Origin of the sequence: Rhodoferax sp., assembly GCF_025354435.1 — a bacterium.
Taxonomy (GTDB): domain Bacteria; phylum Pseudomonadota; class Gammaproteobacteria; order Burkholderiales; family Burkholderiaceae_C; genus Rhodoferax_B.
In genome coordinates this window covers 16,093-36,540 of sequence record NZ_JANXMU010000070.1, presented here as the reverse complement: position 1 = coordinate 36,540, position 20,448 = coordinate 16,093, and the positions used below count along the sequence as shown (strand labels likewise).

Here is a 20,448-nt window from a genome sequence, read left to right as displayed (position 1 = left end):
CAGCCGCTTACCTCCCATTTTTTCCCCATCCTCTCCTGTGACCATCGACCGAATCGACGCCTTCATCGACGCCCTGTGGCTGGAACAAGGCCTGTCCAAAAACACCCTGGCAGCTTACCGGCGCGACCTGAGCCTGTTCAGTGCCTGGCTGGCCGAGCAGTCCAAGGTGTTGGATGCCACGCAAGAGCATGACATCCAGGCCTACTTTGCCGCCCGCCATGCCCAGACCAAGGCCACCTCGGCGAACCGGCGGCTGACGGTGTTCAAGCGCTACTTCCGCTGGGCCCTGCGCGAGCGGGTGGTGCACGCCGACCCCACGCTCAAGCTGCAAGCCGCCCGCCAGCAGCCCCGCGCCATCAAGACCCTGACCGAAGCCCAGGTCGAAGCCCTGCTGACCGCGCCCGACGTGGACACTCCCTTGGGCCTGCGCGACCGCGCCATGCTGGAGCTGATGTACGCCAGCGGCCTGCGGGTCAGCGAGCTGGTGCTGCTCAAAACCTTCCAGCTCAGCCTGAACGACGGCGTACTGCGGGTCATGGGCAAGGGCAGCAGGGAGCGGCTGGTGCCATTTGGTGAGGTGGCCCGCATCTGGCTGGAGCGCTACTTGGCCGAGGCCCGCCCGGACATTCTGGACGGCAAGCAGACCGATGATTTGTTCATTACTTCGCGCGGCGAAAAAGCCGGGCGTGCGATGTCGCGGGTGATGTTCTGGATGCTGGTGCGCAAATACGCGCTGGCCGCCGACATCCACGTCGCCCTGTCGCCGCACACCCTGCGCCACGCCTTTGCCACCCATTTGCTCAACCACGGGGCCGACCTGCGCGCCGTGCAGATGCTGCTGGGGCACGCCGACATTTCCACCACCACCATCTACACCCACGTGGCCCGCCAGCGCCTGCACGACCTGCACGCGGCGCACCACCCGCGGGGCTAGGCTGCCAGCGCTATTGCGCCCGTGTGGGCTGCTTGCTTGCGGGTGAACACCTCGGCAATCCGCAGTCCGTCCGAGCCGCGGCAGAGCGTGCTGTGGTGGTTCAGCAACTCGCCGTGCAAGCCGGTGTGTACCGCGTCACCCATGTCCAGGTTGCCGTAAAACACCATTTTGCGCTCCCGCAGCGCGGCGGGGCGGCTGGTGGCATCGGCGCTGCGCATCCAAGCCCATTCGGCGCGGTCCACCATGGACTGGAAGCTGCTGAAGTACAGCAGGTCCGCACCGTTGAAGTCGTTGTGCGGGCAGGGCGTGAAGACGCTGGCGTGCGCCTCGGCCTGCCCGGACCCTGCCTGTGCACGGCATGCGCGTCCGCGCAGTACAAAGGCTTCGGCGGCCGTGGCCAAACCCGATGGGGCCGCCGTTGCCTGCGGCGTGGCCATCACCGCGCGCACGATGCTGCGGTTGTTGCCCGCCTGCGCCCGCAGCACAAACACCGACAGCATTTCGACCCGCGCCACACTTTGGCTCTGCAGTTGCACCGTGTGCTGGCTGTAGTACTGGGTGCGCCCGGCGAGATGGCACTGGGTGGCGATGGCGAAGGCGTCGTGCTCGTCTACCCGCTCCAGTTGTGCCTGGCTGATGCGCACCAGGGTGAAGGCGGCGTACACCTTGCGGCCCTGCGCATCGCGGAACTCGGGCACGGCCTGCCCTTGGCGCTGGGCAATGGCCAGCCAGTGCCGGTGCCCGCACTCCTTCAGCAGCCAGTTTTCCGACAGGCCGCTACTGCTCAGCTGCGGCATGCCTGCGGTGTAGTGCCCGACCAAGGCCGTGGGCAGCCGGTGGGTGCTCACGACAGCAACAGCTCCGTCTCGGCGGTCTCTGCGCTTGCGTCCTGGTTGCCGATGTATCCCTCGATCTGCTCGGCCAGGTACAGGGCATCGCGCGCCACCCCCGAGAAGCGGCCCGAACCCCAGGTGTGCAGCCAGGGCAGACCCAGAAAATACAGGCCGGGCTGATGGGTCACGCCGCGCACATGTACCGGCTCGCCGCGGCCATTGAACACGGGGGCATCCACCCAGGCGAAGTCGGGCAAAAAGCCGATGCACCACACCACTGTGGTGATGCCGCTGGCGGCCAGGTCCAGGGTGGTGCGCTCTTCAGTGGGCTGCCACACGGGCACATACGGGCCGCCGGGCGGTGCGTCAATGCCGTGGGCGGCAATGTACTTGTCGATGCTGGCGTTGATGCCGTTGTAGATGCCGTCGGCGTGGTCCAGGTGGGCCTGCAGATTGGGCTGGAACTGCAGCTTGTCGCCCTGAAGGTCGGTCAGCAGGCCGTACAGCTCCATGCCCTCCAATGCAAAGCGGCGCAGGTCGATGTCGCGCCCGCCGTCGCGGCCCGTCACGTAGTGGTTGGTGTTGTCGCGCACGCCTTCGCGCAGCGGGTGCTGGGTGACCGGCAGGTTGTAATAGTCCATGTCGGCCAGCCAGTCCACCACGTCTTTGCCGCGGTAGAAGCGGGCGCAGCGCGGGGCATCGCCGGTGGCCACAAACACCTTGCGACCTGCCAGGTGCAGGTCTTCGGCAATTTGGGAGCCCGACTGCCCGCAGCCCACCACCAGCACTGCGCCCTCGGGCAGGGCCTGCGGGTTGCGGTATTCGGCCGAGTGCATCTGCGTAATGTGTGCGGGCAGGCGTTCGGCCAGGCGCGGCACGATGGGCTTGTGGTAGCCGCCCGAGGCCACCACGACCTGGTCGGCCGTGAAATCGCCCTGGCTGGTGGTCACCGCGAAGGGCTTGTGGGCGTGGGGCCGGGCGATCTTGTGCACCGTCACCCCCTCCAGCGCGGGCGCATCCACGTGGGCCACAAAGCCCTCCAGCCAGGCGTTGATCTGGTCCTTCACCATGAAGCCGTGCGGGTCGTCGCCCGCATAGCTCCAGCCGGGTAGGTTGCATTGCCAGTTGGGGGTGACCAGGCAAAACGAGTCCCAGCGCTGGCTGTGCCAGCTATGGACCAGCTTGTTTTTCTCCAGCACCAGGTGGCTGATGCCGCGCTGCTGCAGGTGGTAGCTCAATGACAGACTGGCCTGGCCGCCGCCGACGATGGCAACGGCATAGTGGGTGGTGTGGGGGGCAATGGTAGGCATGGTGGGTTCTCGGTGGTTAGCTGAAGGCGGTGACCAACACCTGCGCGTCGGCCTGGGTTTGAAAGGGGGCGGCCAGGTGTTCGATCTCTGCCAGTTGGTCCAGGGCCTGTGAACAGGCAAAGCTGTACTTGGCCCGCACGCGTTCGGAGGCGATATGCAGCGCCTCGCGGCAGCGCTGCACAAAGTCGTTGAGCGGGTAACTCTGGCCGACCTGCAAATACTCCTGCACCACCAGCGATGGGGAGTAGCAGTGCGTTTGCGTTTTATCAGGCCAAATGACGTGGAAGTGCATTACGGGCATAGGGTTATTGCTCTCATTTTTAAATAAATCTCGGCGTGCAGCCCGGCGCTGCGTTGCCAACTGAACTGCGCCGCCAGCCGGGTGGCGGACGCTTGGATGCGCTGTGCGTCGCGCCCCAGCAGGGCCTGCTGGATGGCGCGGGCGATGGAGGTGGCATCCAGCGGGTCGGCCCAACGGGCATCCTGGTCCTGCAGGTATTCGGTAAACGGCGCGATGTGTGAGGCGACCACCGGCACGCCGCTGCACAGCGCCTCCAGCACCACCAGACCAAAGCCTTCGCTCAGCGACGGCATGGCGACCACATCTGCCAGGCGGAATAGGCCGGGCATATCGGTATCGGCCAACGGACCGGTCAGCAGCACGTCTTGGCTGGCGCCGCTGGTCTGTAGCAGGGCGTGGAATTCACGGGCATAACCGCTGTGGTCCAGCAGGCTGGCACCACCGGCTATGACCAATTGCAATTGCGGCATCTGCGCGCGCAGTTGCACAAAGGCCTGCAGCACGCGCACGGTGTTCTTGCGTTCTTCCACCCCGCCCACGCACAGCAGCACCAGCCCTTCGGTGCGGATGCCCAGGCGCTGCGCCAGCGCCGCATCGGTGCTTTGTGCCACCGGGCTGTAGCGGGCGGCATCCACGCCGTTGGGCACTTCCAGCGCGGCAATGCCTTGCCCGGCCAGCGTGGCCTGCCACACCCTGCTGACGCACAGCACCTGGCGGGCCTGGTGGACCGAGCGGTGCTGCCAGGCCATGAGCTGCGGCTGGGTGAAGTTGTCCAGGTGGTGCACGGTGCGCACAAAGCCGTCGACCAGGCCCCGCTCTTGCAGGGTGGCCAGGGCATTGCCGCCAATGCCGTCGTGGCAGTGCAGCACGTCAAAAGGTTCGCGTTCCAGTAGCGGCGTGAGGTGGGCCACATAGGCATCGATACGGCTGCCTACCATGGCCACCATGTCTGTGGGTGTACTGCTAACCGGCACCAGTTGGGTAGCGCAGCGCACCGGGCGGAAGAACTGCTGGCCGGGCGTGGCCGGGGCCATCACCGTCACATCGTGCCCGGCATCCTGCAGGGCATGGGCTAGTTCAATCGTGTGCACTACGCCGCCACGCGGGTTCACCGAATGGGTGAGCAGGCCGATTTTCACGCAGGTACCCCTACCGCTTCGCCAATGAAAGTCTGTTCCGCAAAGTCCCACAGCAAGGCCTGGCCACCACTGTGGCGCAGGTGTACCTGGCGGCGGGCGGTGACGTCGCCCACCACGCCACAGGCGATGTCGCGCACGGCAAAGCGCGTGAGAACCTCGCCAAGGTGCTGGGGCCGCACGCTCAGCACAAAGCCGTAGCTGGGGAAGGCGGTGAGCCAGCGCTGCAGCGGCACGCCATCGGGCCTGGGGACGGCATCTACGTCGATGACGGCACCCACCTGCGAGCACTCCAGCAGCATCATGGCCGTGCCTACTGCGCCTGCCATGCTGATGTCTTTGGCGGCATCGCAGAGGCGGTCTTCCGCCAGGCGCGGCAGCAGCTCCAGGTCGCCGCGCAGCCGGGCCGCCGGGGCGGTGGTAGACGCGTTCCAGTACGGAAACGGCTCCTCAAACGCGCCGCGCAAGTCCATCGCCATCACCAGCTTGTCGCCGGGGTAGGCGTTGAAGCTGGTCAGCAGCGCCTGGGCTTGGCCGAGGATGGCCACGGCCAGCTGAGGCCGTTCGCTGCGGTTGTTGCTGTGGCCGCCGACGATGGGCACGCCGTAGGTTTGGGAGGCGCGGGCCATGCCTTGCAGCATCGCGCCCGCCGGGTCCATGCCTGGGCTCCACAGCGCGTTGACCACCGCCGTGGGACGGCCGCCCATGGCGTAGATGTCGCTCACATTCACCATCACGCTGCAGTAGCCTGCAAACCAGGGCATGCGGGTGATGAAGTCTTCCACCAGGCCCTCGATGGCGAACAGCAGGTAGCCGCCCTGGCCGTCGGGGATGGCGGCGCAGTCGTCGCCCAGCGGCACGGCCTGGGCCAGTGCGGCGCTGCCGCCGGGCAGGGCGGCTCCCAGCGCGGTGACGATGTCGCTGATGTCGCGCTTGTGGGCAAAGCCCCGGCTGTCGCGCAGGAAGTTGCAAAGCTGCTCGGCGCTCATAGCGAACCCCGTGCGCGGGTCACATAGCCGCTGACTGGGTCGAAGCAGGGCGGGTAGGCGGCTAGGTCGGCCTGCATCTCGCAGTGCGGACGGCCATGGATGCTGAGCTCGCCCAGCTGCTGCCATTTCAGCCGCCGAAACAGCGGGGCGTTCTGCGCCTGCACATGGGCCAGAAAGGTGTGGCAGCCCAGCGCGTTGGCACGGCTGACCGCCAGCCGGATCAGCGTGGCCCCCAGATGGCCCTGGCTGCGAAAAGACGGATGCACCGCCAGCCGCGAACCCCACCACAGGCCGGGCGATTTTTCATGGATGCGCACCGTGCCCACCACCTGGTCGGGCATGCCTCCGCGACAGGACATCGCCACCAGCAGCTGTGCGTGGTCATCGATGGCATCCCGGTCGTCCCCTGTGAAGATGCCTTGCTCAATGCAGAACACCGCCCGGCGCAGCGCATGGGCCTCGCGCCGCTCCCAGTCCTGGCAGGCGGCGCGCACCAGGAATTCGACCGGGGCCCAGACGGGAGGGGCTTCCAGGATGTTGTCGATGCAGAGCATGGTGTTCCCCTTACGTTTCGTAGACGGAAAGCGATGAGCACGCGCCGCACTTGCCACACCCGGCCTTGATGTCGCTGGAGCGCAAATTCGCCTCGGCCACGCTACGGCCTAGCGGCTGCAGGATGGAGCGCATGAACTCGGGCGACGGCGCGGCGTGGTCTTCCAGCGGCGTGCCGCTGATGGGCACAAACGGCACTACAAACGGGTACACGCCCAGCGCCAGCAGCTGGTCGCAGATTTGCAGAATCGCCTCAGACGTATCGCCCAGCCCGGCGAGGATGTAGGTGCTGACCTGGCCCCGACCAAACACGCGCACGGCAGCTTCAAACGCCTCCATATAGCGGCTGATCGGCACCTGGGCCTTGCCGGGCATGATCTTTTCGCGCAGCTCTGGCGTCACTACTTCCAGGTGCATGCCCAGCGTGTCGATGCCCGAGGCCCGCATGCGCTCAAACCACACATTCTTGTCTGGCGGCTCGCACTGGCCCTGGATGGGGATGTTGACGGCGGCCTTGATGGCAAACGCGCTGTCGCACAGCACCTGCGCACCACGGTCGGTGGCGTTGGGTGTGCCGGTGGTCATCACCATGTGTTTGATGCCGTCCAGCAGCACGGCGGCGCGGGCCACTTCGGCCAGCTGCTGTGGGGTCTTGTGGGCAATGGTGCGGCCGGCGGCGAGCGACTGGCCGATTGCGCAGAACTTGCAGGTCTTTTTGCGGCTCTCGTAGCGTATGCAGGTTTGCAGCACTGTGGTGGCCAGCACGTCCGCGCCGTGCAGCGTGGCAATGTGCGAGTAGGGCACGCCGTCCATCGTTTGCAGGGCGTAAAAGCGCGGCTGCTTGGGGAAGCTGATGCTGGCAATGGGGATGCTGCCGCGTGTGACCACGCTGCGGCCCTGTGCATCGGGGGCCAGCGCGGTGAACGGCGAGTTCCAGGCGGTGGAGGTGTGCACCGGCACCATGATGGTATGGCCGTCTACCGTGACCGCCTTGTGGTCGCTGGGGCCTGCGCCGCCCTTGCGGCTGGCCACGCCCGCGCTGGGGTCCACCAGCCGCAGCCCGAAGGACTGCAGCTCGGTCATCAACTCACGGTTCATGGGCTGGAGGCTGGGGTTCATACAGGCTTTCAGAGGTGGAAGGTGTTGCTGCCATGCGCTGCATGGGCACGGCGGGGCGGTCGTTGAGCACCAGGCCCAGCAGCTCAGGGCGGGCGTAGTGGCCCACCGAATCCATCATGCGTTTGCGCTTGGTGATCAAGGCCATGTCCAGGTCGGCAATCACCATCCCTTCGCCCTCGGTCAGCGGCGGTACCAGGTGCTTGCCTTCGGGCGAAATAATGGCCGTGTGGCAGCCGCCGCGCAGGGCTTTTTGCAGGCTGGCATCGGGGGTGATGGCCATGATTTGCGCATCTGTCAGCCAGCCGGTGGCGTTGACCACAAAGCAGCCGGACTCCAGCGCGTGGTGGCGGATGGTGACTTCCATCTGCTCGGCAAAGATCGGCCCGACCAGCGAGCCGGGGAACTGCGCGCAGTGGATTTCTTCATGCTGCGCCATCAGGCTGTAGCGGGCCAGCGGGTTGTAGTGCTCCCAGCAGGCCAGCGCGCCCACGCGGCCCACCGCCGTATCCACCACCTTCAGCCCGGCCCCATCGCCCATGCCCCAGACCATGCGCTCGTGGTAGGTGGGGGTGATCTTGCGGCGCTTCAGCGCCAGGCTGCCGTCGGCATCGATCACCAGCTGGGTGTTGTACAGGCTGCCGTGGTCGCGCTCGTTCACGCCTAGCACCACCACGATGCCGTGGGCCCGGGCCCGCTCGGCCACCGCGGCCGTTACCGGGCCGGGCACCACTACGGCGCGCTCGTACAGTTTCAGGTGCGGCGCGCCCTGCAGCACCGGCGGCAGCACGAACGAGAAGTAGGGGTAGTAGGGCATGAAGGTCTCGGGGAAGACCATGATTTGCACGCCCTTGGCGGCCGCTTCGTCGATGGCTGCGCACACCCGCTCCAGCGTGCCCTCGGGGCGTTCAAAGTCCGGGGCGATCTGCACCGCTGCCGCACGTACGGTTGTGGGTGTGGCGGCCATTTACAGGGTCCAGGTGTCGAGGATGACGGCACCGACCTTTTTGTGGATCAGCACAATGTCCAGCACGTCCAGCGGGCTGATCGGGCGGATGCCTTCGATCAACGCGCCTTCGCCTTGGCCGTACAGTGCCTGTAGCGCAAAGCGGCAGGCGTAGACCTTGCCGCCCTCGGCCATGAACTTGGTGATCTGGTTGTTGAAGTTCTGGTGGCCAGGAAAGGCCTCGTCGCCCAGCCTGGGAAAGCCGCGCTGCACGCCCAGCGTGACACCGGGGCCGTACAGCAGCACCGAGGTCTCAAACCCCTTGCGCAGCAGACGGGTGGCCTGCAGCAGGTTGACGAAGCCGATGGAGCCTTCAAATGCCACCGTGTGGAAGGTGACCAGAGCTTTCTCGCCCGGTGCGGCCTTCACGTCTTCAAAGACTTTTTCTTCGTAATCGACAAGGTAGTCGCCTTTGACGTTGGCGGGCTTAGTGACTTTGGGCATGGGGAATCTCCGGTAGAGGTTGATAAATGAAGGGAAACGCCCTCCACATTTCGCACGCTCCGTGCCACGGAAACAGCCCCAGCATGCGATCAAGTCGCCATCAAACCCACTGGATGTGCCCCGGCGGTTTAAAAACTTTTTTTCAGGCCCTAAAACCACCCGGCGACGGTGGTTTATCCGCACTGGTTTAATGCATTTCCCATGCGATCAATGCACCCGATAAACCGTTTTTGTGCACCAGCAGGATGCACAATCTGCGTGTGCAGCGGGCTTGGAACTTGCATCAATAATTGGATGCAAATGCAATCAAGTCATACGATCAAGTTGAACGACCCGGTCATCCTATGAACAAAACCCCCGCCCACTGGATCAAGAAGCTGCAAAAAAGCGACAAACCGGCCTACCTCTTGATGGCCGACCTGATTGCCGACGACGTGCGCACCGGCCGATTGGTGGCCCGCGACCGCCTGCCCACGCTGCGCGAGCTGGCGCTGGATCTGGAGCTCAACTACACCACCGTGGCGCGCGGCTACAGCGAAGCCCGCAAACGCGGCCTGATCGATAGCCATGCGGGCATGGGCACCTACATCCGCGGCTCCAGCCCCAGCCTGCCCCTGCGCGGCGGCAGCGCGGCCGAGATGACCATGAACCTGCCGCCCGAGCCGCAAGACCCGTCACTGCTGGCCCACATGCACGACACAGCAGCCGGTGTGATGGCCAGCGCCGACCTGTACGCCTTGCTGCGCTACCAGGACTTTGGCGGCACCCTGCACGACCGCGAGGTGGCCGCCCAGTGGCTGCGCCGCCGCGTGCCCACCTGCCGGGTGGAGCAGGTGCTGGTCTGCCCCGGCATCCACAGCGTGCTGACGGCCTTGTTTTCGCAACTGGCCCGCCCTGGCGAGCTGGTGTGTGTAGAGGCGCTGACCTACCCCGGCGTGAAAGCCATTGCCGCCCAGTTCGGCATCCAGCTGCACGCCCTGCCGCTGGACGACGACGGCCTCAGCGCCGAAGCTTTCGAGCACGCCTGCAAAACCCTGCACCCCAAGGCGCTGTACTGCAACCCCACGCTGCTCAACCCCACCACCGCCACCGTCAGCCGCTCGCGCCGCGAAGCCCTGGCCGACGTGGCTTTGCGCTACGCCATTCCGATCATCGAAGACGATGCCTATGCGATGTTGCCCAAGGAGATGCCGCCCGCCATGGCCACGCTAGCGCCGGGCCTGACCTACTACATCACCGGCTTCTCCAAATGTTTTGGTGCGGGCCTGCGCAACGCCTACGTGTGCTCGCCCGGCGACCGCCAGTCGCAGCGGCTGGCCGGGGCCATGCGCGCCACCACAGTGATGGCCTCGCCGTTCACCAATGCACTCGCCACCTTCTGGGTGGAAGACGGCACGGCCGATGCCATGCTGCAGGCCATCCGCAGCGAATGCGCCGCCCGCCAGGCGATTGCTGAGCGCTATCTCGCGCCGTACGGCATGCTGGGCCACCCCGAGGCCTTCCACCTGTGGCTGCCCGTGGCCGAGGGCTGGAGCCCCGTGGAACTGGCCGCCCACCTGCGCAGCCAGGGCGTGGGCGTGGTGGCCAGCGCCGCGTTTTCTACCGATGGCGACCCGCCCGATGCCGTGCGCATCTGCCTGGGCGGCCCCACCACGCTGGAAGAATGCAAGCGCGGCATGCACCTGGTGGCCGATACGCTTTTGCACCCTGTTCACCACCACGCCACCAATCTTTAACCCGAGGAGACAACACCATGGAAACCAAGCCCCCACTGCCCCCGTTCACGTTTGAGTCGGCCACCCAAAAAACCCGTATGGCCGAAGATGCCTGGAACAGCCGCGACCCCGACCGCGTGGTGCAGGTTTACACCGAAGACACCCGCTGGCGCAACCGCGCCGAATTCCCCACGGGCCGCGCCGAAGTGCACCAGTTCCTGACCCGCAAATGGGCCAAGGAGCTGGACTACCGCCTGGTCAAAGAGCTCTGGGCCTTTACCGGGAACCGCATCGCCGTGCGCTTTGCTTACGAATGGCACGACGCGGCCGGCCAGTGGTTTCGCAGCTACGGCAACGAGAACTGGGAGTTCACCGAACACGGCCTGATGGCCTGGCGCTTTGCCAGCATCAACGACCTGGCGATCACCGAAGCCGAGCGCAAATTCCACTGGCCACTGGGTCGCCGCCCAGATGACCACGCATCGCTGAGTGCTATGGATTTATAGATAAATTTCAAGCACTTTTTATGCTTCTGGCGTAGATACTACCTACGCTAGAGGCTATCAAAAAGATACCGTTTTTTCAAAACCTGGAGTCTGTATGAACCGCTTAGAGATCACCGAAAAAATCATCACCGTCAAAGTCTCCAAAGGCATCCAGTGGGCCGACGTGGCCAAGAAGGTCGGCCAGTCCAAAGAATGGACCACAGCAGCCTGTCTGGGCCAGATGACCTGTGATGCCGCGCAGGCCAAGGCCATTGGCAAGATCTTCGGCCTGACCAGTGACGAGCAAAAGTGGCTCCAGGTGGTCCCCTACAAAGGCTCGCTGCCCACCCCTGTACCCACCGATCCGCTGATCTACCGCTGGTACGAAATCGTCAGCGTCTACGGCACGACGATCAAGGAGTTGATCCACGAAGAGTTCGGCGACGGTATCATGAGCGCCATCGACTTCAGCATGGACATCGAGCGCCAGCCGGACCCGAAAGGCGACCGAGTCAAGGTAGTGTTGTCGGGGAAATTTTTGCCGTACAAGACGTATTGAAGGGGGCACGACTACGGGTGGAGACATTGGGGGGCGGATCCCAATTGCGCGATCAAAGCTGGCGGGTCGAGCACGGCGTATCCCGCATTTGGGCTCCGACCCCTATTGGCGGGTTGACGTTGACGTTTTCTGGGTGCCCGCCAGCATCGTCGGCCGGGAGTTGCGCCCGGCGGCGCAGTATTTTTTACAGAAACCCGCGACGCGGGTTTTCTTTTGCGCAAACGGCGTGCTCTGCACGCGGGGTTCACTCATCAAAATTGAATCCCCACACCTCTGGGATTCCCCTCCATTGACGCAGCCCTTGTCTGCTTCGCACAATGCCCCCCATGGTCACCGTCGAATTCGCCCCCGCCCTGCGCCGCCACATCGACGTGCCCATCCAGCAAGTCCCGGCCGGGCCGCTGCGGCAGGTGCTGGAGGCGGCTTTGCTGGCCGACCCGGCCCTGGCGCATTACGTGTTTGACGACTAGCACGCGGTGCGCAAGCATGTGGCGGTGTTCGTCAACCAGACCCTGGTGCATGACCGCGTGCGGCTGGACCGGGCGGTGGCGGCGGGGGACAAGGTGCTGGTGGTTCAGGCCGTATCAGGCGGCTAACTTCCTTAAGAAAGCGCGTTATGAACACACTCCTCGTCGGCACCCGCAAGAGCCTGTTCACCGTGCAAGGGCAGGGTGATACCCCCTCTAACTGGCACATCACCGCCCACCATTTCGCGGGCGAGCCCGTCACCCAGGTGCTGGTTGATCCGCGCGATGGCAGCTGGCTGGCGGCGCTGCGCATGGGACATTTCGGGGCTAAGCTGCGCAAAAGCAGCGACCAGGGGGCGAGCTGGACCGAAATCGCTTCTCCTGCATTCCCCCCCAAACCCACATCAGGCCCAGATGCCGACGACCCTACGCCCTGGAGCGTGGACATGGTGTGGTGCCTGACGGCGGGCGGCCCCGACCAGCCCAGCACGCTGTGGGCGGGCTGCCTGCCTGCGGGCCTGTTCCGTTCGGACGACGGCGGCCAGAGCTGGGCGCTGAACACTGCGCTGTGGAACCAGCCGCCGCGCAAGGGCTGGGGCGGCGGCGGTTACGACTACGCGGGCATCCACTCCATCTTGGTCGATCCGCGGGATGCGCAGCACATCACGCTGGCGGTGTCCAGCGGCGGCGTGTGGCAAAGCCGGGACGGGGGCGAGAGCTGGAGCCTCACCTCGCGCGGCATGCTGGCCCGCTATATGCCCGAGGGTCTACAGGAAGACGGCAATGTGCAAGACCCGCATTGCCTGGTGCAGTGCGCCGCCCAGCCCGACGCGCTGTGGGTGCAGCACCACGGTGGCATGTACCGCTCTAATGACGGCGGCCAGCAGTGGCAGAGCATCCAAGCGCCCACACCCAGTGACTTCGGCTTTCCCGTGGCCTGCGACCCGCACAACCCGCTGCGCGCCTGGTTCGTGCCCGCGCACAGCGACGGCTGCCGCATCCCGGTAGGCGGCCAGATGCTGGTCAATCGCACCGACGACGGCGGCCAGACCTTCCACAGCTTCGGCCACGGCCTGCCCAGCGCCCACGCCTACCACCTGGTCTACCGCCACGGTCTGGACATCAGCGCCGACGGCCAGACGCTGGCCATGGCCTCCACCACTGGCGGGCTGTGGGTCAGCAGCGATGCGGGGGAGCGTTGGGTGGGCTTGTCGAACGATTTGCCGCCGGTGGCAGTGGTGCGGTTTGTGTGAGGGCTGGCGTGGTGTCTTAATGTTCCGTTCATCGCGGGCTTGCAGAATCCATTTCTTTTTTCAGGACATCCGATGAACCCGCATTCCACCTCCCACTACGATGTCCTCAGCCGGGCCTTCCATTGGCTGACCGCCATCGCCGTCACCGTCGCTTTCATTCTTGGCCCAGGGGGCTTTGGTCGGCTGATGCAGCAGGGCGTGGACCCGGCGACCCATAGCGACATCGTGTGGCACGAGTCTTTGGGCATCTTGGTTTTTGTGTTGACCGTGTTGCGCCTGGTTTGGCTGGCATTTCGCCCGGCTGCGCCCCAAATTGCCATGGCGGGTTGGATGCACTTGGCATCCAAGCTGGCGCACGGCGTGCTGTGGGTCCTCCTGTTGGCGCTCCCCACCACCGGGCTCTTGGCCCTGGGCAGCGAAGGCCACCCGCTGACCTTGCTGGGCGGTGTGCGCGTAGACCAGATGCCTTTCATCGCCAACTCCGCCATCGCGTCGCTGGCCGACTGGGGCGACGTACACCAGCTGCTGGGAGATGTGATCATGTGGCTTGCCGGTGTGCACGCGGCCGCGGCCATCTTCCACCATGTGGTGCTGAAAGACGGCGTTCTCGCGTCGATGTTGCCGCAGGTGGGCCGCCGTTGAAAATCAAGGGCTCTCTGCCGCATCGCCCATGCGGTCGATGTTCTCGTTCAGGCGGCCCATCAGCTGGGTCAGCTGCGCCACTTCTTTGGGCGTAAAACCCGCCAGCGCTTGTTCTGTCAGCGACTGCATCACCGCCCGCGCCTGGGGCATGCGCTGGCCCGCGTCAGGGGTGAGTGAGATCAGGCGGCTGCGCTTGTCGGCCGGGTCGGCCACGCGCTGGACCAGGCCGTCGCGCTCCATGCGGTTCAGCAACTGCGCCATGCTGGGCTGCTCCACCTGGGCGATGCGGGCCAACTCGGCCTGTGAAAGCGCTTGGCTATGTTTCAGGCTCACCAATACCGGCAACTGGCCGGTGGCAAAACCGAGGTCACGCAAGGCCGCGTCGGCGATGCGACTAAAACCCCGCATGGCGCGGCCCATAAGTTTCATGGGGTGGGGGGGCAGGTGGGGATCGTGCATAGGGCTTGACTATACATAGGATGCTATATTAATATCAATAGGGGCCTATGCTTAATTCTGGCATCCCCACTGCTTTTACTTTTTTACCTCCGCACCATGCAAGCCACTCCTCCCAGCGCCGTCACCGCACCGGCCAAGTTCACCCGCTACCAGACCTTTGTGGCCGGGCTGCTGGCGTTTTTGCAGTTTGCCGTCATCCTCGACTTCATGATCATGTCGCCGCTGGGCGCGCTGATCATGCCTGCGCTGCAGATCACGCCGCGCCAGTTCGGCTTGATCGTGTCGGCCTACGCCTTCAGCGCGGGCCTGTCTGGCCTGCTCACGGCGGGCTTTGCCGACCGTTTTGACCGCAAGAAACTGCTGCTGTTTTTCTACACCGGCTTTGTACTGGCCACGCTGTGGTGCGGTCTGGCGCCCACCTTTGAGATGCTGCTGCTGGCGCGCGTGGTCACCGGCATTTTTGGCGGGGTGATTGGCTCGGTGGTGCTGGCCATTGCCACCGATCTGTTTGCGCCCCAGCTGCGCGGGCGGGTGATGGGCGTGATCCAGACCGCCTTTGCCGCCAGCCAGGTGCTGGGCTTGCCCATGGGCCTGTATTTGTCGAACCACTGGAACTGGCACGCCCCGTTTATCGCCATGACCATCTTTGGGGCGGTGGGCGGGCTGGTGATTGCCTGGCGCATGCAGCCCGTGGCCGACCATCTGCGGATCAAGCAGGAAAAAAGCGCCTTCATGCACCTGCTGCACACCGTGACCGAGCCGCGCTATCTCACGGCTTTTGCCACCACGGCCTTGCTGACCACCGGCGGCTTCATGCTGATGCCTTTTGGCAGCGCCTTCACCGTGCACAACCTGGGTGTGGCGCTAGAGCGGCTGCCCACCATCTACCTGATCACCGGCCTGTGCACCATCTTTGTCGGCCCGCTGGTGGGCAAGGCAGCCGATGCCTGGGGCAAGCTGCCGGTGTTTATGGCGGGCAGCGCGCTCACCATCGTCATGGTAATGGTCTATACGCACCTGGACACCGTGCCGTTTGCCACCGTGGTGGTGGTCAACGTGGTGATGTTTGTCGGCATCTTCGCCCGCATGATCCCGTTCCAGGCGCTGGTGACCTCGGTGCCCGACCCCACGCAACGTGGCTCGTTCAACGCCATCAGCGCCGCCACCCAGCAGCTGTCGGGCGGCATCGCTTCGCTGGTGGCGGGCCACATCGTGTCGTTCGGGGCCGATGGCAAACTACAGCACTTTCCCGTGGTGGGCTATGTGGTGGCTGCGTCCACGGTGGTGGCAGCAATGATGGCCTGGCGGGTGAACCGCGGCGTGCAGTTGCGCTCGGCGGCAGCGCTGGGCCAGCCTGCGCTGGTGTGATGTTGCTATAGATTTGTGGTGAGTTTTTATAAGAAAAATTGGCCAATAGCGTAGTTGCTAACTACGCTAGATGCTATTTAAAAGATAGTAATTTTGTAAAAATACTGTGCAATGGAGCCCTTAGCCCATGTCTGTGGATGCCCGGCCAGTAGCGCAACCCCAGGGCCTCAGGCCCGTGTCGATACACCTAGGTAGGCCTCGGCCCGGGCCGCTTCGCTAGCAGAGCCCGCCGGGGGCACACCGCCGCGGGCCAGTGCGTCGGCCAGGCGCCGGTACGCCGCGGCGTAGGTGCGGAACTCCGCCGTCACCGTGCGGTCTTGTTCGCGCTTGCGCTGCAGGGCCAGGCCGATCTGCCGGTCTAGCAATGCGCACTGCTGCTGCATGTAGCGCAGGCAGCGCAGGCGGCAGGCCTCGGACCACGCGGCCAGCACCGACAAAATCGGCACCAGCGGCAGCGTCAGCATCCCGCCACCACCACCCCGCGGGGCAGGTGGCATCTGGCCGCGCAGCATCTGCGTGACGGCAGCGCCCCAAAGTTCACGTTCCTCGGCCAGCAATTGCCGGTGCGTATGCAACTGCTGGCGGTAGCCGGGGTCTGCCACCACACCGTCTGCCACCAGCACATCCATACCCTCGCGCTCGCCGGGCACGATGCATTCGGCACCGATATAGCCCGCACCGGTGTTGCGGTGCAGCAGCACCCGATGCTGCATGGCATCGGGTTGGAACGGGTCGAGCGGCACGGTGCGGCACATGGCCGGTTTGTGCTGGTTGTGGATGCCACACAGACCCTGCGGCCCGCGGGCTGGGCAGACCCCGTTGGCCGGGTAGTCCAGGCCCTGGGTGACCAGGTCGAAGGCTCCGGCGGCACCCGGCCGCACGCCCAGGGTGCCCACAAACAGGTCCTCGTGGTGGAACAGCTCGGGCACCGTCATCATCGGCGGTGAGTTGCAGCACTTGCCGCAAGCGCTGCAGGCAAACGACACGGTACCGCTCACCACGGCCGACGCACCGAGTCCTGGAAGTGCTCCAGGATGAAACGCTTCACCGGCTCGGACCGGTACGACGCGACCAGGGTGTTGACCCAGGCTGCACTACGGTCTGCACCACGCACCGCCAGCACATCGGTCCAGGGGCTGCGGGCATCTTCCAGGCCGATGGAGTCGCGACCCGGTTGCAGCCCGGCGCGCCCTGCGTGGGGCCGGTCGATCACGGCGGCATCGACACGCGGGAGCGCACCGGCCAACTGGTCTTGCGGCAGCGACAGCAGCTTGAACCCGTAGCGGTTGCCCACCACGTCGCGTGGGGTGGCCGTGAGCCCCGAGCCATCGCGCAGCGCGACCAGGCCAAAGTTGTGCAATAGCACCAGGGCGCGCGATGCCGCCGCCCGCTCGCGCGGAATGGCCAGCGTGCTGCCATGTGCCAACTGGCGTGGGTGGGCCACACGCCGGGAATAGAGCGCGAACGGCAGCGTCACCGTGGGTGTGGCGATAGCCAGCGCACCGGGGTGGCGGACGGCCTCGGTGTTGAAGGCCACAGCATCCTGGAAGCAGGCCGCATCCAGCCTGCCTGCCAGCACCTCGGCGTTGACACCCCGGCCCGCGTCCTGCTCCAGCAGGCGCAGGTTCAGCCCCGCATCGGCCGCCACCTGCTGCACTACGGTCATGATTTCGGCATGCGGGCCGGGCATTACGCCGACCGACACGCTGCAGGGCTGCGCCCTTACCGCAAAGGCGGTGGTGCCCAAGCCCAAGGCCAGCAGCGCCCGGCGCTTCACAGCACCTCCCGCAGCACGGTGCGAAAGCCGATGTGCGCGGTGGCCAGGTCGGCCTCTTGCGATTCGCGGGCCGATGCGCGGTAGCGGACGCAAAAGTCGGGTGAACACAGGAACGAGCCGCCCTTGATCACGGTGGATTCGTTGGGTTTATGGAACGGGGCGGCCACTGCCGCCGTGTCGCCGTTCATGTGGGGCTGGTGCGGGCCGGTGTAGCGGTCGCGGGTCCATTCCCACACGTTGCCGATCATGTCGTGCAGGCCAAACGGACTGGCGGCAAAGCAGCCCACGGGGGCCAGGCCCGCGTAGCCGTCCTGCTTGGCGTTGAACGCCGGGAAAATGCCCTGCCAGTAGTTGGCGGTGGGTTGGCCTGTGGCATCCTTGGGTGCGGTGTCGAGGTCGTCGCCGCTGCGCCCGGCCTTGCCAGCGTATTCCCACTCGACCTCCGTAGGCAGGTCGCGGCCCAGCCAGTGGGCGTAGGCCAGGGCGTCGGCTTTAGTCACAAAGGTCACGGGCAGGTGGTCCATGCCGTCGATCGAGCTGCCCGGCCCACCCGGGTGGCGCCAGTCGGCCCCTTTGACGCAGCTCCACCAGGCGTAGGGCCGGGCATCCATCTCGGCCGCGGTGGGTGTATGGAACACCACCGCGCCGCCCTGGTGTTCGGCCTCGGTGACGTACGCCGTGGCTTTGACGAACGAGGCGAATTGCGCCACGGTTACCTCGGTCTGGTCGATCCAGAACGGTGCAACATGCACTGGTGCGGCAGCGGCGGGCCGCTCGTCCGGGTAGCCCTTGGTGCTGCCAAACGTGAAGTCGCCACCGGGCACCGGCACCAAGCCAGCCTTCGCGTCCACCTGCCATTGCAGTGGCAGGCCTCTGTAGGCAGCGCATTGCGGTGGTGAGCCCAGCGCCGCCAGTGGCGGACCTGATGCGGCTACCGGCGACCGTGCGGCGGTGGCATAAAAGGCCAGGCCCGCGCCGACTAGCGCCAGCAGAGCGGCGACCCCGGCGGCGGGCCGGGTCAGAAAACGCAAACGGTTCACGCTGGCCTCAGTAGTAACCGGCGGGCCGCAGCGGCTCGACACCGCCCACCGACTTCAGGTAGGCCTTCCAGTCGGCGACCAGGCCGCTGATGACGCTGGGGTTGCTGGCGGCCAGGTCGTTGTTTTCGCCCCGGTCTTTGGCCAGGTCGTACAGCTGCCAATGGCCGTCTGCGGGGCCGATGGGTGGTTCGGTCCACAGGGCCTTCCACTTGCCGTCGGTGCTGGTCAGGTAGGCGCGGCCATAGGACTCGTCGCCAAACGGGGCCTTGCGCACCGAGGTATCGCTGTTGCCCAGCAGCACCTGCAGGATGGACTGGCCGGTGACCGGGTAGACGTAGCGGTTGTCGTACACCACCTTGCCCTTGTTCTGGTCCTCGCCGGTCAGCGTGCTGACCAGCGGCGGCGCGGCCTGCGTGGGCAGCTTGGCCTGGCCCGCGTCGAGGAAGGTGGCGGTCAGGTCGATGATGTGGGTGAACGGCACGAAGGTGGGCTGCGCGGTGGTCTGGCCCGGCATGCGCACGATCAGCGGCGTGCTCACACCGCCTTCGCCAAAGTGGCCCTTGGTCTGGCGGAATGGCGCGGCGCTCACCTCGGCCCAGCGCAGGCCGTACTGCAGGCGCTTGGCGGAAGCCAGGCCGTTGTCGGTGCCCAGGGTGGAGTACACCGGCTCGGTGGCATTGGCCTCGTCGGTGGCCTTGGGGTCGGCGCTGGCAGCGGCAATCGGCCAGCCTTCGGCACCGTTGTCCGACTGGAACACGATCAGGGTGTTGTCGTATTCGCCGATGTCTTTCAGGTGCTGGATCAACAGGCCGATGTTGTGGTCAAGGTTGTCCACCATACCGGCGTAGATTTCCATGTAGCGCGCCTGGGCCTTGCGCTCCAGCGGGGTCAGGCTGGTCCATTTTTTCGACACGCGGCCCGCGGCGTAATCCACATAGCCGTCGGCCGGACTGTTGACGGCACTGGTGTACTTGGCGCGGGTTGTGCCGTTGTTGGCACTGGCGGGCGACGATGTCAGCGCCTCCGGGTCACCGGCATAGGCGGTGAAGTCCTGCGGCAGGATGCCCAGCTGCTTTTGCTTGGCCACACGCGCGGCGCGCACGGCGTCGTAGCCCGCATCGAAGCGGCCCTTGTACTTGCTCAGGTAGGGCTCGGGCACCTGCAGCGGCCAGTGCGGCGAGGTGTAGGCCGCGTAGGCGAAGAAGGGTTTGCCATCGCCCTTGTTGGTATCGATGTAGTTGATCAGGCGCTGGGTGTAGAAGTCGGTGGAGTAAAACGCACCGCCGCCGGTACCACCGGGTTGCCCTGGCTGGCCGGGTTGCACGTAGGCACCGTTTTCGGTGTAGTTCTTGGAGCCTGCGGCTTCGTGCGCGAAGTGGTTGCTGGCCGCGCCGCCCATCAGTGCGTAGCTTTTCTCGAAGCCCCACTGGTCGGGTGTTTGGCCGGTGCTGCCCAGCGCCACCGGTGTGGCGGGCGTGGCGATGTTGGAGCCCAGGTGCCACTTGCCCGCCATGTAGGTGTGGTAGCCCGCATCCTTCAAAAGCTGGGCCACCGACAGCGACCGGTCGTTGAGGTAGCCCTCGTAGCCCGGCAGGCCTTTGCGCTCGTCGTTGGGCGCGCCCATGGTGCCTTCGCCCACCAGGTGGTGGTCGGTGCCCGAGATCAGCATCGAGCGCGTGATGGCGCAGACGGTGCCGGTGTGGTGGTTGGTCAGCAACCGGCCGCTGGCGGCCAGTGCGTTCAGGTTGGGCGTGTCGATATCGCTGCCGAAGGCCCCGATGTCGGAATAGCCCAGGTCGTCGGCCATGATGAAGACGATGTTGGGCTTCTTGGTGAGCTTGAAGGGTGCCGCATCGCTACCGCCGCAGCCCTGGGGCACAAAGCTCATGGCGACGAGGGCGGCTGCAGTCCGGTGAAGACGGTGGCTACGGGCGGGTGACGGGTGCGGCATGGAAGAAGAGCCTGGCAGTGGAGGGAGGCGCAGTCTAGCCCTGGAGTTCCGCCCGCGAAGCGCGGAATTTTTCTATGCATATGTGGTTTGTGCGGGGGGGTGCCGACGGGC

At 65.5% G+C, this 20,448-nt stretch carries 23 protein-coding genes; 9 read left to right on the top strand and 14 right to left on the bottom strand.

Annotated elements, in window-relative coordinates; translation table 11 throughout:
* Positions 1-37: 37 nt before the first annotated feature.
* On the top strand, positions 38-934 hold the full coding sequence (gene xerD, locus Q0T48_RS17425; protein ID WP_295958806.1) for a site-specific tyrosine recombinase XerD: 897 nt from the start codon (positions 38-40) through the stop codon (positions 932-934).
* Here the strand turns inward: xerD and Q0T48_RS17420 are convergent.
* From Q0T48_RS17420 to Q0T48_RS17380, 9 genes are read right to left on the bottom strand one after another with little or no spacing between them, the layout of a single operon-like run.
* The gene (locus Q0T48_RS17420) at positions 931-1,782 is read right to left on the bottom strand and encodes a Pnap_2097 family protein (RefSeq protein WP_295958803.1); all 852 of its coding nucleotides are present in this window, start codon (positions 1,780-1,782) and stop codon (positions 931-933) included. The two genes, xerD and Q0T48_RS17420, sit on opposite strands and share 4 nt — an antisense overlap.
* On the bottom strand, positions 1,779-3,077 hold the full coding sequence (locus Q0T48_RS17415; protein WP_295958801.1) for an MSMEG_0569 family flavin-dependent oxidoreductase: 1,299 nt from the start codon (positions 3,075-3,077) through the stop codon (positions 1,779-1,781). Before Q0T48_RS17415 ends, Q0T48_RS17420 begins: the two co-directional genes overlap by 4 nt.
* A gap of 16 nt (positions 3,078-3,093) precedes the next feature.
* Complete coding sequence (locus Q0T48_RS17410) at positions 3,094-3,378, bottom strand: MSMEG_0570 family nitrogen starvation response protein (protein ID WP_295958799.1); 285 nt, start codon at positions 3,376-3,378, stop codon at positions 3,094-3,096.
* Positions 3,369-4,517, bottom strand: coding sequence for an MSMEG_0565 family glycosyltransferase (locus Q0T48_RS17405; RefSeq protein WP_295958798.1), 1,149 nt, complete (start codon positions 4,515-4,517; stop codon positions 3,369-3,371). Before Q0T48_RS17405 ends, Q0T48_RS17410 begins: the two co-directional genes overlap by 10 nt.
* Complete coding sequence (locus Q0T48_RS17400) at positions 4,514-5,503, bottom strand: sll0787 family AIR synthase-like protein (protein WP_295958795.1); 990 nt, start codon at positions 5,501-5,503, stop codon at positions 4,514-4,516. Before Q0T48_RS17400 ends, Q0T48_RS17405 begins: the two co-directional genes overlap by 4 nt.
* On the bottom strand, positions 5,500-6,057 hold the full coding sequence (locus Q0T48_RS17395) for an MSMEG_0567/Sll0786 family nitrogen starvation N-acetyltransferase (RefSeq protein ID WP_295958791.1): 558 nt from the start codon (positions 6,055-6,057) through the stop codon (positions 5,500-5,502). Before Q0T48_RS17395 ends, Q0T48_RS17400 begins: the two co-directional genes overlap by 4 nt.
* A 10-nt stretch (positions 6,058-6,067) precedes the next feature.
* Positions 6,068-7,138, bottom strand: a complete 1,071-nt coding sequence (locus tag Q0T48_RS17390) for an MSMEG_0568 family radical SAM protein (RefSeq protein WP_295958869.1) — start codon at positions 7,136-7,138, stop codon at positions 6,068-6,070.
* Positions 7,139-7,142: 4 nt separating this feature from the next.
* On the bottom strand, positions 7,143-8,138 hold the full coding sequence (locus Q0T48_RS17385) for a Nit6803 family nitrilase (protein ID WP_295958788.1): 996 nt from the start codon (positions 8,136-8,138) through the stop codon (positions 7,143-7,145).
* Entirely contained in the window at positions 8,139-8,621 is a 483-nt protein-coding gene (locus Q0T48_RS17380) for an MSMEG_0572/Sll0783 family nitrogen starvation response protein (protein ID WP_295958786.1), read from the bottom strand. It abuts the gene before it with no gap.
* Between the two features lie 344 nt (positions 8,622-8,965).
* Here Q0T48_RS17380 and Q0T48_RS17375 point away from each other — a divergent pair, with 344 nt between their 5' ends.
* From Q0T48_RS17375 to Q0T48_RS17345, 7 genes are all read left to right on the top strand, one after another.
* Entirely contained in the window at positions 8,966-10,357 is a 1,392-nt protein-coding gene (locus Q0T48_RS17375) for a PLP-dependent aminotransferase family protein (RefSeq protein ID WP_295958784.1), read from the top strand.
* Positions 10,358-10,374: 17 nt separating this feature from the next.
* Positions 10,375-10,842 carry a nuclear transport factor 2 family protein gene (locus tag Q0T48_RS17370; RefSeq protein ID WP_295958780.1) on the top strand — a complete coding sequence of 156 codons (468 nt, stop codon included), beginning with the start codon at positions 10,375-10,377 and terminating at the stop codon, positions 10,840-10,842.
* A 94-nt stretch (positions 10,843-10,936) separates the two neighbouring features.
* Positions 10,937-11,380 (top strand): cyanase, encoded by a 444-nt coding sequence (gene cynS / locus Q0T48_RS17365; RefSeq protein WP_295958777.1) that lies wholly within the window; start codon positions 10,937-10,939, stop codon positions 11,378-11,380.
* Between the two features lie 326 nt (positions 11,381-11,706).
* Positions 11,707-11,850 (top strand): hypothetical protein, encoded by a 144-nt coding sequence (locus tag Q0T48_RS17360; protein WP_295958774.1) that lies wholly within the window; start codon positions 11,707-11,709, stop codon positions 11,848-11,850.
* Positions 11,851-11,856: 6 nt separating this feature from the next.
* Positions 11,857-11,976 carry a MoaD/ThiS family protein gene (locus Q0T48_RS17355; protein WP_295958771.1) on the top strand — a complete coding sequence of 40 codons (120 nt, stop codon included), beginning with the start codon at positions 11,857-11,859 and terminating at the stop codon, positions 11,974-11,976.
* 20 nt (positions 11,977-11,996) lie between these two features.
* Complete coding sequence (locus tag Q0T48_RS17350) at positions 11,997-13,100, top strand: sialidase family protein (protein ID WP_295958768.1); 1,104 nt, start codon at positions 11,997-11,999, stop codon at positions 13,098-13,100.
* A 72-nt stretch (positions 13,101-13,172) separates the two neighbouring features.
* Entirely contained in the window at positions 13,173-13,742 is a 570-nt protein-coding gene (locus tag Q0T48_RS17345) for a cytochrome b (protein ID WP_295958765.1), read from the top strand.
* A 3-nt stretch (positions 13,743-13,745) separates the two neighbouring features.
* On the opposite strand, the gene Q0T48_RS17340 is transcribed toward Q0T48_RS17345, so the two are convergent.
* Positions 13,746-14,171, bottom strand: a complete 426-nt coding sequence (locus Q0T48_RS17340) for a MarR family transcriptional regulator (protein ID WP_295958762.1) — start codon at positions 14,169-14,171, stop codon at positions 13,746-13,748.
* Between the two features lie 126 nt (positions 14,172-14,297).
* Here Q0T48_RS17340 and Q0T48_RS17335 point away from each other — a divergent pair, with 126 nt between their 5' ends.
* Positions 14,298-15,569, top strand: a complete 1,272-nt coding sequence (locus Q0T48_RS17335; RefSeq protein WP_295958759.1) for an MFS transporter — start codon at positions 14,298-14,300, stop codon at positions 15,567-15,569.
* A gap of 167 nt (positions 15,570-15,736) precedes the next feature.
* On the opposite strand, the gene Q0T48_RS17330 is transcribed toward Q0T48_RS17335, so the two are convergent.
* The 4 genes from Q0T48_RS17330 to Q0T48_RS17315 are packed head-to-tail and all read right to left on the bottom strand — an operon-like array spanning position 15,737 to position 20,274.
* Complete coding sequence (locus Q0T48_RS17330) at positions 15,737-16,570, bottom strand: YkgJ family cysteine cluster protein (protein ID WP_295958756.1); 834 nt, start codon at positions 16,568-16,570, stop codon at positions 15,737-15,739.
* On the bottom strand, positions 16,564-17,346 hold the full coding sequence (locus tag Q0T48_RS17325; protein ID WP_295958754.1) for a MetQ/NlpA family ABC transporter substrate-binding protein: 783 nt from the start codon (positions 17,344-17,346) through the stop codon (positions 16,564-16,566). The genes Q0T48_RS17330 and Q0T48_RS17325 overlap by 7 nt, the downstream gene beginning before the upstream one ends.
* The gene (locus Q0T48_RS17320) at positions 17,343-18,377 is read right to left on the bottom strand and encodes a formylglycine-generating enzyme family protein (RefSeq protein ID WP_295958867.1); all 1,035 of its coding nucleotides are present in this window, start codon (positions 18,375-18,377) and stop codon (positions 17,343-17,345) included. The genes Q0T48_RS17325 and Q0T48_RS17320 overlap by 4 nt, the downstream gene beginning before the upstream one ends.
* 16 nt (positions 18,378-18,393) lie before the next feature.
* Positions 18,394-20,274: an arylsulfatase gene (locus Q0T48_RS17315; RefSeq protein WP_295958864.1), complete on the bottom strand. Its 1,881-nt coding sequence runs from the start codon at positions 20,272-20,274 to the stop codon at positions 18,394-18,396.
* Positions 20,275-20,448: the final 174 nt, after the last annotated feature.